11 protein-coding genes are annotated in these 12,879 nt (G+C 71.6%); 3 read left to right on the top strand and 8 right to left on the bottom strand.

Features of this window, described 5'->3' with window-relative positions; all coding sequences use genetic code 11:
• On the bottom strand, positions 1-1,482 hold a 1,482-nt coding region (gene guaA, locus ACI379_RS06930; RefSeq protein WP_439791348.1), incomplete at its 3' end, for a glutamine-hydrolyzing GMP synthase.
• Positions 1,483-1,623: 141 nt separating this feature from the next.
• On the opposite strand from guaA, the gene ACI379_RS06925 reads away from it, so the two are divergent.
• Complete coding sequence (locus ACI379_RS06925) at positions 1,624-1,716, top strand: putative leader peptide (protein WP_439791347.1); 93 nt, start codon at positions 1,624-1,626, stop codon at positions 1,714-1,716.
• A gap of 78 nt (positions 1,717-1,794) precedes the next feature.
• Here ACI379_RS06925 and ACI379_RS06920 read toward each other — a convergent pair whose 3' ends face one another.
• Complete coding sequence (locus ACI379_RS06920) at positions 1,795-3,516, bottom strand: GMC family oxidoreductase N-terminal domain-containing protein (protein ID WP_439791346.1); 1,722 nt, start codon at positions 3,514-3,516, stop codon at positions 1,795-1,797.
• A 1-nt stretch (position 3,517) separates the two neighbouring features.
• The gene (locus ACI379_RS06915; protein WP_439791345.1) at positions 3,518-5,140 is read right to left on the bottom strand and encodes a succinic semialdehyde dehydrogenase; all 1,623 of its coding nucleotides are present in this window, start codon (positions 5,138-5,140) and stop codon (positions 3,518-3,520) included.
• A gap of 135 nt (positions 5,141-5,275) precedes the next feature.
• On the opposite strand from ACI379_RS06915, the gene ACI379_RS06910 reads away from it, so the two are divergent.
• Entirely contained in the window at positions 5,276-5,812 is a 537-nt protein-coding gene (locus tag ACI379_RS06910; protein ID WP_439791344.1) for a hypothetical protein, read from the top strand.
• Between the two features lie 86 nt (positions 5,813-5,898).
• Here the strand turns inward: ACI379_RS06910 and ACI379_RS06905 are convergent, their stop codons facing one another.
• From ACI379_RS06905 to ACI379_RS06885, 5 genes are all read right to left on the bottom strand, one after another.
• On the bottom strand, positions 5,899-7,353 hold the full coding sequence (locus tag ACI379_RS06905; protein WP_439791343.1) for an aldehyde dehydrogenase: 1,455 nt from the start codon (positions 7,351-7,353) through the stop codon (positions 5,899-5,901).
• A 58-nt stretch (positions 7,354-7,411) separates the two neighbouring features.
• Positions 7,412-8,527, bottom strand: coding sequence for a hypothetical protein (locus ACI379_RS06900; RefSeq protein WP_439791342.1), 1,116 nt, complete (start codon positions 8,525-8,527; stop codon positions 7,412-7,414).
• Between the two features lie 11 nt (positions 8,528-8,538).
• Positions 8,539-9,678, bottom strand: a complete 1,140-nt coding sequence (locus tag ACI379_RS06895; protein WP_439791341.1) for a phosphotransferase family protein — start codon at positions 9,676-9,678, stop codon at positions 8,539-8,541.
• A 160-nt stretch (positions 9,679-9,838) separates the two neighbouring features.
• The gene (locus ACI379_RS06890; protein ID WP_439791340.1) at positions 9,839-11,551 is read right to left on the bottom strand and encodes a glycerol-3-phosphate dehydrogenase/oxidase; all 1,713 of its coding nucleotides are present in this window, start codon (positions 11,549-11,551) and stop codon (positions 9,839-9,841) included.
• 29 nt (positions 11,552-11,580) lie between these two features.
• Positions 11,581-11,958 carry a VOC family protein gene (locus ACI379_RS06885; protein ID WP_439791339.1) on the bottom strand — a complete coding sequence of 126 codons (378 nt, stop codon included), beginning with the start codon at positions 11,956-11,958 and terminating at the stop codon, positions 11,581-11,583.
• A 128-nt stretch (positions 11,959-12,086) separates the two neighbouring features.
• On the opposite strand from ACI379_RS06885, the gene ACI379_RS06880 reads away from it, so the two are divergent.
• On the top strand, positions 12,087-12,875 hold the full coding sequence (locus ACI379_RS06880) for an ABC transporter ATP-binding protein (protein ID WP_439791338.1): 789 nt from the start codon (positions 12,087-12,089) through the stop codon (positions 12,873-12,875).
• Positions 12,876-12,879: the final 4 nt, after the last annotated feature.

Genomic DNA, 12,879 nt, shown 5'->3' with positions numbered 1-12,879 from the left:
CGTGGAGATCTTCTCCATCACCTCGTACGGCAGACGCGCCCAGTCGGCCGTCATGGCGTCCTCGGAGGTCACGGGGCGCAGCACGACCGGGTGTCCGTACGTGCGGCCGTCGCCCTGCACGCCCACCGAGCGCACGTCGGCCAGCAGCACCACCGGCATCTGCCAGATCTCGCGGTCCAGGCCAGCCTTGGTCAGCTCCTCGCGGGCGATCGCGTCGGCCTGACGCAGGGTGTCGAGACGGTCCTTGGTGACCTCACCGATGATCCGGATGCCCAGACCGGGGCCAGGGAAGGGCTGGCGCCACACCATGCGCTCGGGCAGACCGAGCTGCTCGCCGACCGCGCGGACCTCGTCCTTGAACAGCGCGCGCAGCGGCTCGATCAGCTCGAACATCATGTCCTCGGGCAGGCCACCCACGTTGTGGTGCGACTTGATCGTCGAGGTGCCAGCGCCGCCACCGGACTCCACCACGTCGGGGTACAGGGTGCCCTGCACCAGGAACGCCGTCTCGCCCGGACCCGCCTCACCGAAGACCCGCACCTGGGCGTCCTCGAACGTGCGGATGAACTCGTGGCCGATGATCTTGCGCTTCGTCTCCGGCTCGGTGACGCCGGCCAGCGCGCCGAGGAACTGGGCCTCCGCGTCGACCACGTCGAGGGTGCTGAAGACCTCCTCGAAGTCGGAGCGCACCTGGTCGGTCTCACCCAGGCGCATCATGCCGTGGTCCACGTAGACGCAGGTCAGGCGGTCACCGATCGCACGCTGCACCAGCGCGGCGGCCACCGCCGAGTCCACACCGCCCGACAGCGCGCAGATCGCGCGACCCTCGCCGACCTGGTTGCGGATGATCTCGACCTGCTCCTCGACGATGTTGACCATCGTCCACGTCTGCCGGCAGCCGGCGATGTCGTGCAGGAAGTGCTCGAGGACGGCCTGACCGTGCTCGGAGTGCAGGACCTCCGGGTGCCACTGCACGCCCGCGAAGCCGCGCTCGACGTTCTCGAACGCCGCCACCGGGGTGTCGGCCGTGGCCGCCAGGACCCGGAAGCCCTCCGGCGCGCGGGCCACGGAGTCGCCGTGCGACATCCACACGTTGTGCTCACTGGGCAGCCCCGCCAGCAGGGTGCCGGCGTCGCTGACCTGGAGCGGCGTACGGCCGTACTCACGGTTGCCGGTGCGGGCCACCTCGCCACCCAGGCCCTGCGCCATCAGCTGGAACCCGTAGCACATGCCGAAGACCGGCACGCCCGCCTCGAAGACCTCGGAGGAGATGCCCGGAGCACCGTCGGCGTACACGCTCGAGGGGCCGCCGGACAGGATGATCGCCTTGGGCTGGCGCGCCAGCATCTCGGCCACCGGCAGGGTGTGCGGGACGATCTCGGAGTAGACCCGGGCCTCGCGCACGCGGCGCGCGATCAGCTGGGCGTACTGGGCGCCGAAGTCGACGACGAGAACAAGGTCGTGCTCGGGAGTCTGCGTCACGGAGCGCAGTCTATCGGCGCTCGGCCGGCAGCCCGCACACGGTGACGAACGGTCGCCGCTTGTCTTAAGTCTAGAAAGTTGCTATACATTGCCTAGATAGAGCGTCCGTCACGCACGACGCACACCATCGAGGAGGTGGACATGGCCACGCTGCACCTGGTGCACCGACGTCACGTCGACCTCCGCCGCACCGCAAGCGCGCTGTGTCGACCGCACGGCGCACCCTCCTCCTGATCACGGGGCCACAGTCTAAGGGCAGGACCGAACAGTGCCGGTCCTGCCCTCAGGTCCTGTCAGGACGGGGGTACGGCCTCAGCTGATGCCGACGATCGGCAGTCTCAGGGCGGCCGGGGCCGAGGGCGGGACAGCCGGACGGGCGGGTGCCACGGGGGCGAGCCGCCGGTACGACTCGTCCCGCCCGGGCCGCGGGTCAGCCTCACCCTTGTTGGGCCAGAACGACATCGCGCGCTCCGCCTGCGCGGTGATGGTGAGCGAGGGGTTCACCCCCAGGTTGGCCGAGATCGTCGATCCGTCGACGATGTGGAGCCCCTCGTAGCCGTGCACCCGGTGGTACGGGTCGACCACGCCGCTCTCTGCTGAGTCGCCGATCGTGCAGCCACCGATGAAGTGCGCGGTCAGGGGCCGCTCGAACGGTTCCCCGATGTTGCCGCCCGGGGTGCCCTTGATGACCTTCGCCATCAACCGGGTGGCCCGGTACGCGACCGGGATGTACGTCGGGTTCGGTTCACCGTGCCCCTGGGTCGACGTCATCCGCCACCCCACCGGGGTCCGCACACCGTGGGTGGTGATCGAGTTGTCGAGCGTCTGCATGACCAGGGCGATGACGGAGCGCTGCGACCAGTGCTTCATGTCGTACAGGTCGAGGACGTTGCGGCGCTCCTTCCACATCTCCCCCAGCCACGTGCGCCACCGCGGGACGCCGGGGACCTCGTCCGCCAGCACCGTCTGCATGAACGACATCGCGTTGGAGCCGTGGCCGTACCGCACGGGCTCGATGTGGGTGTGCTCGTCGGGGTGGAAGGACGAGGTGATCGCCACACCTTCGGAGTAGTCGGTCGAGACGTCGGGAGCGATGGCGCCCAGGATCGCCTCGGAGTTGGTGCGGGTGAGCACCCCGAGCCGCTCCGAGAGGTGCGGGAGGTCGCCGGTGCCCTTGAGCTTGTGCAGGAGCTTCTGCGTGCCGAGCGCGGCCGCGGCGAAGACCACCTGGTCGGCGGTGAAGGTCTTGACGGCCGTGCGGGCGGACAGCTTGGCCTTGGTCCAGCGCGCGGTGACCTCGTACCCGCCGCCGGGGCGCGGACGCACCCGGGTCACCGTGGTCAGCGGGTGCACGACGGCACCGTTCTTCTCGGCGAGGTGCAGGTAGTTCTTGACGAGCGTGTTCTTGGCGTTGTGCCGGCAGCCGGTCATGCACTCGCCGCAGTTGCGGCAGGCGTTGCGCTCGGGCCCCTCGCCACCGAAGTACGGGTCGGCGACGCGCTCGCCGCCCTCGCCCAGGCCGGCGCCCTCGCCGTGGCCGAAGAAGACCCCGACGGGCGCGTGGTGGAAGCTCTCCCCCACCCCCATCTCCTCGGCCACCTGCTGCATGACCTCGTCGCTGGGGGTGTGCCGCGGGTTCGTCACCACGCCCAGCATCCGCTTGGCCTGGTCGTAGTACGGCGCGAGCTCGGACTTCCAGTCGGTGATGTGCGCCCACGAGGGGTCGCGGTAGAACGCGTCGAGCGGCTCGTACAGCGTGTTGGCGTAGACCAGCGAACCGCCGCCGACGCCCGCACCGGCGAGGATCAGGCAGTCCTTGAGCACGTCGATGCGCTGGATGCCGTACATGCCCAGCGCGGGTGCCCAGAGGTACTTCTTGAGGTCGAACGAGGTCGCCGGGAAGTCCTCGTCGGCGAACCGGGGACCAGCCTCCAGCACGCCGACCCGGTACCCCTTCTCGGTGAGCCGCAGCGCGGTGACCGACCCACCGAACCCCGAGCCGACGACCAGGACGTCGTAGTGGGTCGCGGCCACCTCAGGCCCGCCCGACCTTCTTCAGGACCCGCAGCGCCGTGGTCATCACCTTGGCGTAGCTCTCCTCCGACATGCCCAGCACGGGGCGGATCGGGAGCACCCGCTGGGTGCCCACCGACTGCGTCTCGGTGTAGCGCAGGATGCCCTCGGCCCCCTGACGGCGGCCCAGCCCGGACTCGCGCATCCCGCCCATCGGGGCCGCCAGCGAGCCGAAGGCTGCGCCGTACCCCTCGTTGACGTTGACGGTGCCGGCCACCAGCGACCGCGCGACCGCGCGACCGCGGTCGCCGTCCCGCGTCCAGACCGAGGCGTTGAGGCCGTACGAGCCCTGGTTCGCCCGCTCGACCGCCTCCCCCTCGTCGTGGAAGCGGTACACCGAGACCACCGGGCCGAAGGTCTCGGCGGCGAAGAGGTCCATGGAGGCGGTGACGCCCTCCAGGATGGTCGGCTCGAAGACGTACGGGCCCAGGTCGGGCCGCGCCTTGCCGCCGGCCAGGACACGGGCGCCCTTGGCGACGGCGTCCTCCACGTGGGAGGTGACCTTGTCGAGCTGGGCCTGGCTGACCAGGGATCCCATGTCGACGGCCCAGTCCTGACTGGCCCCCAGCGTCATCGCCCGGGTGCGCGCCACGAACTGCTCCACGAAGCGGTCGTAGACCTGGTCGGCCACGAAGAGGCGCTCGACGGAGATGCACAGCTGCCCGGCGTTGGAGAAGACCGCGCGCACCGCGCCCTCGGCGGCAGCGTCGAGGTTGGCGTCGTGCAGCACCAGCATCGGGTTCTTGCCGCCGAGCTCGAGGGAGCAGCCGATGAGCCGCTCGGCGCACTGGGCGGCGATCAGCTTGCCGGTGGCCGTCGATCCGGTGAAGCAGACGTAGTCCGCCTGGGCGACCACGGCACCGCCGACCTCCGCCGGCGGGCCCACCACGACCTGCCACAGGTCCTTGGGGAAACCGGCCTGGTCGAGCAGACGCGCCGCCATCAGCGCGGTCAGCGTGGTCTGGCTGTCGGGCTTGGAGACGACCGCGTTGCCCGCGAGCAGCGCCGGCAGCCCGTCGCACAGCGCCAGGGTGAGCGGGTAGTTCCACGGCGAGATGATGCCGACGACGCCCTTGGGGACCCGGTTGACCTCGGCCCGGGTGAGCACCGGGAACAGGCCGGGCACGCGCCGGGTGTCGAGGTGCTGGTGGGCCGTGCGCGCGTAGTAGCGCGCCGTCATCGCCAGGTGGGCGACCTCCAGGAAGGCGTCCTTGCGGGCCTTGCCCGACTCCCACACGACCAGGTCGATCAGCTCGGCCTGGTGGTCGAGCAGCAGGTCGTGCAGGCGCAGCAACGCCTCGCTGCGGGTGTCCAGCGGTGTGCGGGCCCACTGCTTCTGCGCCACCCGGGCGCGGCGGAACGCCTCGGTGACGTCGGTCGCGCTGGACTCCGGCAGGTGCGCGAGCGGCTGACCGCCGAGCGGGGAGACCACCAGGCGCGTACGGCCCGTGGTCGCGATCTGGCGGGCGGCCAGCGCCTCCACGTCGCTGCGCTCGAGCGCGTAGTGGGCGCTGGGGTCGTGCTCGGGGTCGCGGGGGCCGTCGACGAGGCCGCCGGTCTGTCCGTCGGGGGTGGGCTCGCTCATGCAACCGAGAGTATGTGACCGCTCGCACACCTGCCTACCCCGCAGTAGCAAACGGTGGAGAACGCCGCTCGGCCCGCGCCTGTGCACACCAACTGGTTAGCCTGTCGAGGACCTCCTCCCGGAACTGGAGACCCTGTGAGCTTCCCGCAGCCCGTGCGGCACGACACCCTCGCCGTGATCTCGAGGATCCTCGCCCTCGCGGTCGCCGCCATGCTGCCGGTGATCCTGCTGGCGATGTGGTTCGTGCTCTCCGGGCCGGACGCCTACGTGGTCCGCCCTGCCCACCTGGGCGGGCTGCTGGTCGCCGGGGTCGCCACGTCGTACCTCATCGACGCCGTCGGCTACCGGGTGCAGCCGCTGCGCACGGGCGCGGACGCCGGCGAGGTCCAGCGGTCCGTTCGCGGGCAGTGGACCAGCCAGCAGGTGGTCCGGACGGCGCTCAGCGAGGCGGTCGCGCTCGTGTCGCTCGCGCTCGCCTTCGTGGCCGGCGACGGCGGATTCCTGATCGCGGTCGTCGGCGTGCTGGTCAGCCTGGTGCTGTTCGCCGTCCACGCGTGGCCCTCGCGACGTGCCGTCGACCGGATCGCCTCGGGCCTCGAGGCCGCCGGGACGCCGTCGGGCCTGCGCGAGTCGTTCGGCCACGCCGGCGATCCGGGCCGCCAGCCCTTCTGAGACGTCCGCGCCCCAGCACCACCCCGGAACGCCGCCGCGCCCCCGGTCGACGGACCGGGGGCGCGGCGGAGGACGTCCGGGGTGCCTCACATGGCGGGGACCTCGGTGTAGATCGACTTCAGCTCGGTGTACTGCGCCAGCCCCTCGGGGCCGAACTCGCGACCGATGCCGGAGGCCTTGAAACCGCCGAAGGGCGAGGAGAAGTCCATCGTGTACGTGTTCACGCCGTACGTGCCGGCGCGCACCTGGCGGGCCACGTCGAGACCGGCCTCCTTGTCACCGGTCCACACGGTGCCGGCCAGGCCGTAGTCGGAGTCGTTGGCGATGCGGACGGCGTCGTCGACGTCGTCGTAGGCGATGACCGACAGCACCGGCCCGAAGATCTCCTCCTGGGCGATGCGCATCGCGTTGTCGACGCCGGCGAAGACGGTCGGGCGGATGTACCAGCCCCGGTCGAGACCCTCCGGCATGCCCTCGCCGCCGGTGACGACCGTGGCGCCCTCGGCCTGCCCGATGCGGATGTACTCGCTGACGCGGTCCTGCTGGCGCTTGGCGACCATCGGTCCGATCTCGGTGGCCGCGTCGAACGGGTCGCCGACCTTCATGCCGGCCACACCGGCGGCCAGGGCTTCGACGACGTTGTCGTAGTTCTTGCGGCTGGCCAGGATGCGGGTCTGGGCCACGCAGGCCTGCCCGGAGTTCATCAGGCCGGTGAACTTGATCCCCTCGATGGTGTGCGCCAGGTCGGCGTCGTCGAGCACGATCGCGGCGGACTTGCCACCGAGCTCGAGGCTGACCCGCTTGAGCTGCTCGCCGCAGATGGAGCCGATGAGGCGGCCGGCGGCGGTGGAGCCGGTGAAGGCGACCTTGTCGATGCCGGGGTGCCGCACGAGGTGCTCACCGACCTCGCGGCCGGCCGGGACGATGCTGACGACACCCTGCGGCACACCGGCCTCGACGAGGAGCTCGGCGAGCAGGTACGAGTCCAGGGGCGTCTCCGGGGCGGGCTTGACGACCACGGTGCAGCCCGCGAGGAGCGCGGGCACGATCTTGGAGATGATCGTGAACTGGGGGACGTTCCACGGCGGGATCGCGGCCACCACGCCGACGGGCTCGCGGCGCACGACCACGGGCGCACCCAGGACGCCGGGGCGCTCGGCCTCCCAGTCGAACTCCCGCGCGATCCCGAGGAAGGCCTCGATCTGCATCCACGGCGCCGGCACCTGGCCGAGGTTGGCGAACGAGGTGGGGCACCCCATCTCGGTGGTGATCAGGTCGGCCATCTCGCCCATGCGGGCCGCGTACAGGCCGGAGAAGGTCTCGATGACAGCGATCCGCTCGGCGGGCGTCATGCGCGGCCACGGTCCGTGGTCGAAGGCGTGCCGGGCGGCGGCGACCGCAGCGTCGATGTCGGCGACCGAACCCTCCGGCACCCGGGCCACCACCTCCTCGGTGTGCGGGGAGACGACCTCGAGGACGTCGCCGGTGGCAGGCGCCACCCACTCGCCGCCGATGAAGAGTTCCTTGCGATCCAGGGACATGCGTGGTGCTCCGTTCTAGGGGGACAACTCGGGGCCGGGTGAGCGGCGGTGGTGCGGGTCAGGGGGCGAGGGTGAACCAGTCGGCGAAGCCGCTGGGGTCGTGGCGTCCGAGGACGCCGTGCTCGAAGAGGCCCCAGCCCGTACGGTCCGGCTGCCCCTCCTCGCGGAGGACGGCGCGACCGACGTGGTCGACCATCCCGAACATGAGGCGGCCCTGGACCTCGGGCGAGGCCATGTCGTACGTGAGTCGCTCGGCGAACTCCGGGCCGCGCCAGGCGCCGTGCGCCCAGTCGGGGTCGCCGCCGTACCCGCACCCGACGTGCAGCGGTGCGGCCAGCAGCGAGTCGACCTCCAGCACCACCGGGTCACCGGTGGGCGTGGTGCACGTGATGGTGGCCGACGTGGCCGTACGGCTGCCGGGCTCGTAGCGGATCTGGACGCGCGGCCAGCCGAGCTGCTCACGACGCCCGTCGGGCCAGACCCGGGTGCAGTCGTTGAGCGTACGGTGCCCGTCGGGCTCCTCCTGGATGATCAGCACGACCGCGAAGTCGTCGAAGCGCAGCGGCACGTAGAGCCACCACATCCCGTCGAACGCGGGTTCCAGGGGCGCGCCGGCGGGCGGGGCCTCCCCCGACGGACGGATCCCCCAGGAGCGGTCGCGGGTGCCGACCCAGGTGGCGGGGTCCACGACGATCTCCTCGCCGTCGACGGTGAGCGTGCCCGCCCAGGTGCCGACCTGCGCGAAGCGCTGGGCGTCGAGGGTGACCCGCGAGCCGGCGCGCATGACGTGCGGCAGCTCCTGGACGACCGGGTACGACCCCGTCCAGGTCAGGTCGGCGCTGATCCCCTCGGTATCGGCCAGCGTCAGGCGCAGCGTCTGCAGCGGCTCGACGACGTCGATCGAGTACGTCCCGACGCCCTGGCGCAGCCGGTCGTCGTCGATGAGGTCGGACAGGTGGACCACGGTCGTCTCGTCGCGGCCCTGCGTGCGGCGCCGGACCGCGAGGAAGGCGTCCTTGACCCCGAGGTTCGGGTAGTACCCCAGGCCGGAGATCACCATGACCTCGCCGCTGCGGTCGTGCGCCATCAGGTAGCAGCGGTCGTACACGTTGCGGTCGCTGGAGACGGCCCACGTGACCGGCAGCGGCGCCTGGTGGATGGGGTACTCGTCCATCGGGCCGACCATCAGGCACCCACCTCGTCGAGCAGGCGGGTCACCAGGGGCCCGCAGTGGAACAGCTCCTCGACCACCGCCGGTGCGGGGATCTCGCCGAAGTGGACCTGGCGGATGCCGGTGCGCATGAAGACGATGCACCACTGCACCCCGGCGAGCACCCGGTACCAGGTGAGGTCGCCGACGCTGACCCCGGAGGCCTCGGTGTACGCAGCGGTCACGTCCTCGGCGCGCAGGAAGTCGGGCATGCCGGGGAGCTCGAGCAGCTGGGTGATGGACTCGAACACCTCGTGGCTGAAGACCAGCCAGCCCAGGTCGAGCTCGCGGGGACCGGTGGTGGCCATCTCCCAGTCGAGCACCGCCACGGGCGCGAAGTCGTCGTAGATCACGTTGCCGATCCGGGAGTCCCCCCAGCACAGCACGGCGTCCCGGTCGTCGACGGCCGGTTCGTTGGCCACGAGCCAGGCGAGGCCGCGCTCGACGAGCTGGGAGCGTCCCGCGTCGCCGGTGGCGAACTCGTACCAGTGCGTGATCCGGGCGAGGTTGCGGGACAGCAGGGTCTGCCCCGCGTGCCCCTGGGCGGCCGGGTCGAGGCTCGGCACCGCGTGGGCGGCGACGGTGTGCAGGCGGGCCAGCGTGTCGACGGTGGCGACCTGGAGCCGCCGCTGCTCGTCGGCGGTGGCCTGGCTGAGCCAGGAGTCGCCGAAGTTGTACGGCAGTACGTCGGGAGGGATGAGGCCGGCAACGCGCTGCATGAGGAAGAAGGGGGTGCCCAGCACGGAGCCTGTCGGGTCCAGGTGGCTGACCGCCGGCACCGGCACCTCGGTGCGTTCGGCGACCAGACGCAGCAGGTCGTGCTGACCGGCGAGGTCGTAGCGCGGGAAGATCGGGAAGTCCTCGGGAGCCGGTGCCACCCGTGCGACGTACTCGTCGGTGCGGCGCTGCCCGTCGTGGGTCCAGGCCACGTCGAGGACGAGGGTCTCCGAGCTCATGCCGTTGGCGTCGATGCCGGAGTGGAGCGTGACCTCCGGGTCCGCGCCCTCGGGCAGGCGCCCGGCCAGCCACGCCGCGAGGCGCGCGGGCACCTCACCCGCGTCCCGGCTCGACCGCTTCAGCGTCATGTCCGACGGGGGTCGCTCCGGTGCGGTCATTGCGCCCTCCCATGGCGTGATCCACGTCTCACTCGCACCGGAAGCATGAGTGAAACACGTTCTACAGTCAATGGGTCCGGGAGGTTTTCCATACTTTGAGTACGGAACCTGCGGGCACGACGCTCCACCGGCCCCGCGAGGGGCCGGACGAGATGCCGCCTCAGACGATGTCGGGAGCGCTGACCCGAGCCTCGTCGGCCTCCTGGTCGGTCAGCTTGAGCTGGCTCTGCCGTTCCGCCTCGACGCGGCGCAGGTAGTGGTCGACCTCGTCGTCGGTGCGGGCCGCGTCCCAGCCGAGCTCGGCCGCCATCAGGAGCGCCGCCGGGCGGGCGGCGACCACGCCGCGGTCGAAGGTCTCGATGGAGATCCGGGTACGCCGGGTCAGCACGTCGTCCAGGTGCCGCGCACCCTCGTGGGTCACGGCGTAGACGACCTCGGCGGCCAGGTAGTCCTCGGCCCCCACCAGGGGCTCGCCGAGCTCGGGACGCGCCTGGACCAGGTCGAGCACCTCGTCGACCAGGCCGCCGTAACGGCCCAGCAGGTGGTCGATGCGGGTGATGTCGAGGCCCGAGGCACGCGCCAGGGAGACCCGCTGGTTGGTGCGTGTCTCGTACCCGTACGCCCCCATCAGCGGCACCCGCTCGGTGATCGACGCGGGCACCCGCTCGGCGTCGCGGAGCGCGTGGTCGACGGCGTCCTTGGCCATCACGCGGTACGTGGTGAGCTTGCCGCCCGCGATCAGCACCAGGCCGGGCACCGGCGCGGCGACGGTGTGCTCGCGCGACAGCTTGGTCGTCTCGCCCTGGTCGCCCTCGTGCTTGACGGGCTTGAGCAGCGGGCGCAGGCCCGCGTACACGCCGACCACGTCGGAGTGGTCGAGCGGGTCCTTCAGCAGCGTGTTGACGTGGCCGAGCAGGTAGTCGATGTCGGCCTTGCTGGCGGCGGGGTGGGCCAGGTCGAGGTCCCACGGGGTGTCGGTGGTGCCGATGATCCAGAACCCGCCCCACGGGATCACGAAGAGCACCGACTTCTCGGTCTTGGTGATGAACCCGGCCTCCGAACGGATCCGGTCGCGCTGCACCACCAGGTGGATGCCCTTGGACGCCTCCACGTCGAGCTGGGCCTCGCCGCCGATGAGCTCCTGCACCTGGTCGGTCCACACGCCCGCGGCGTTGATGACGGCCTTGGCGCGGATCTCGAGGTCGACCTGGTTCTCCAGGTCACGCGCCCGCACGCCCACGACGCGACCGTCCTCGCGCAGGAAGCCCGTCACCTGGGTCCGGGTGGCGACGTGCGCGCCGTTGTTGGCCGCCGTACGGGCCAGCGTCATCACCAGACGGGCGTCGTCGACCTGGCAGTCGTAGTAGCGGATCGCCCCGTGCAGCTCGTCGACCTTGAGGTCGGGCGCCATCCGGCCCAGCTCCTTGCGGAAGACGTGCTTGTGCCGCGGGACGCCCATGTCGTACTTGCCGCTCATCGCCATCGCGTCGTACAGCGCGACGCCGGAGCCCACGTACGGGCGCTCCCATGCGTGGACGAGCGGGTAGAGGAACGGGACCGGGCGGACCAGGTGCGGCGCGAGCCGGGTCAGCAGCAGGCCGCGCTCGGTGAGGGCCTCGCGGACCAGCGCGAAGTCGAACATCTCCAGGTAGCGCAGGCCGCCGTGGACCAGCTTGGAGGACCGGCTGGAGGTCCCCGAGGCGAGGTCGCGCTGCTCGACCAGGCCGGCGGACAGACCGCGGGTGACGGCGTCGAGCGCGGCGCCGGCGCCGACCACTCCCCCTCCCACGACGAGGACGTCGAGCTCGGTGCTGGCCATCGCCTCGAGGGCGGCGGCGCGGGAGTCGGGGTTCAGGGCGATCGGGCGGCTCACCGGGCCAGTGTGTCAGGCGGCGCCGACACTCACTCGCCGGCCAGCACGCAGAACTCGTTGCCCTCCGGGTCAGCGAGGACGACCCAGGAGACGTCGGGGTCCTGGCCGACGTCGGTGTGCCGGGCGCCGAGGTCGATCAGGCGTCGCACCTCGCCGTCCTGGTCGCCGTCGGTGGGGCTGAGGTCGAGATGGACGCGGTTCTTGACCGCCTTCTCCTCCGGCACCTGCGCGAAGGTGAGCACCGGGGCGCCGGGGCCCTCTCGCCCGTCGTCCTCGTCGGCAGGGCCGATCGTGACCAGGCCGTCCTCGGCGTCGACGACCACGTAGTCGAGGACGGCGCACCAGAACGCGGCCAGGCGCTCGGGCTCGTCGCAGTCCACGGCGAGCTCGGTGAGTCTCACGGGCACGACGGGCCTCCTCGGTGTCGGGTCCAGCCTGCGCGACACGTGCCCCGACACGCCAGACCTGCTCGGCCCCGGATCGGGGCAGGTGCCGGCTTGACCTTGACGCAGCGTCAACCCCGCACGCTGTCGGTATGACCACTTCCACCACCGCGATCGAGGTCTCCGGGCTCACCAAGTCGTACGGCCCCACCGCCGTCCTGCGCGGCGTCGACCTCACCGTGCCCACCGGCACCGTGTACGCGCTGCTCGGCCCCAACGGCGCCGGCAAGACCACCGTCGTCAACATCCTGTCCACCCTGATCACCGCCGACGCCGGCACTGCGCGGGTGGGCGGGTACGACGTCCGAACCGACTCCGACGCCGTGCGCCGCTCGATCGGGGTGACGGGGCAGTTCTCCGCGGTCGACGAGCTGCTCACCGGCCGCGAGAACCTGCGCTTGATGGCCGACCTGGCGCACCTGCCCCGGATCGAGGCCCGGGCCCGGGTCGAGGACCTGCTGGGCCGCTTCGACCTGGCCGACGCCGCCGACCGGCGGGCGTCCACGTACTCGGGCGGGATGAAGCGACGCCTCGACCTCGCCATGACGCTGGTCGCCCGACCGCGGCTGATCTTCCTCGACGAGCCGACCACGGGGCTCGACCCGCGCAGCCGGCGGGACCTGTGGCAGATCGTGCGCGAGCTGCTGGCCGAGGGGGTCACCGTCCTGCTCACCACGCAGTACCTCGAGGAGGCCGACCAGCTCGCGCACACGGTCGGGCTGCTCGACGCTGGCCGTCTGGTGGCCGAGGGAACCCCGGCCGACCTCAAGGCGCAGGCCGGCGGCGACACCCTCGACGACGTCTTCCTCGCCCTCACCGGCCACTCCGCGACACCAGGCACCGACACCGGGACCGACGCCGACCGGGAGGTGGCCCGATGAGCAC

The sequence above is a fragment of the Nocardioides sp. genome, from assembly GCF_051876515.1.
GTDB lineage: Bacteria > Actinomycetota > Actinomycetes > Propionibacteriales > Nocardioidaceae > Nocardioides.
Note: the sequence above shows the minus strand (reverse complement) of the source record. Positions and strands in the feature narration are given on the sequence as shown.

What these genes read in the sequence shown, in the direction of transcription:
- ACI379_RS06900 (WP_439791342.1), bottom strand. Translation starts at nt 8,527, where the DNA reads ATGGACGAGTACCCCATCCACCAGGCGCCGCTGCCGGTCACGTGGGCC.
- ACI379_RS06880 (WP_439791338.1), top strand. Translation starts at nt 12,087, where the DNA reads ATGACCACTTCCACCACCGCGATCGAGGTCTCCGGGCTCACCAAGTCG.
- ACI379_RS06915 (WP_439791345.1), bottom strand. Translation starts at nt 5,140, where the DNA reads ATGAGCGAGCCCACCCCCGACGGACAGACCGGCGGCCTCGTCGACGGC.
- ACI379_RS06905 (WP_439791343.1), bottom strand. Translation starts at nt 7,353, where the DNA reads ATGTCCCTGGATCGCAAGGAACTCTTCATCGGCGGCGAGTGGGTGGCG.
- ACI379_RS06895 (WP_439791341.1), bottom strand. Translation starts at nt 9,678, where the DNA reads ATGACCGCACCGGAGCGACCCCCGTCGGACATGACGCTGAAGCGGTCG.
- ACI379_RS06925 (WP_439791347.1), top strand. Translation starts at nt 1,624, where the DNA reads ATGGCCACGCTGCACCTGGTGCACCGACGTCACGTCGACCTCCGCCGC.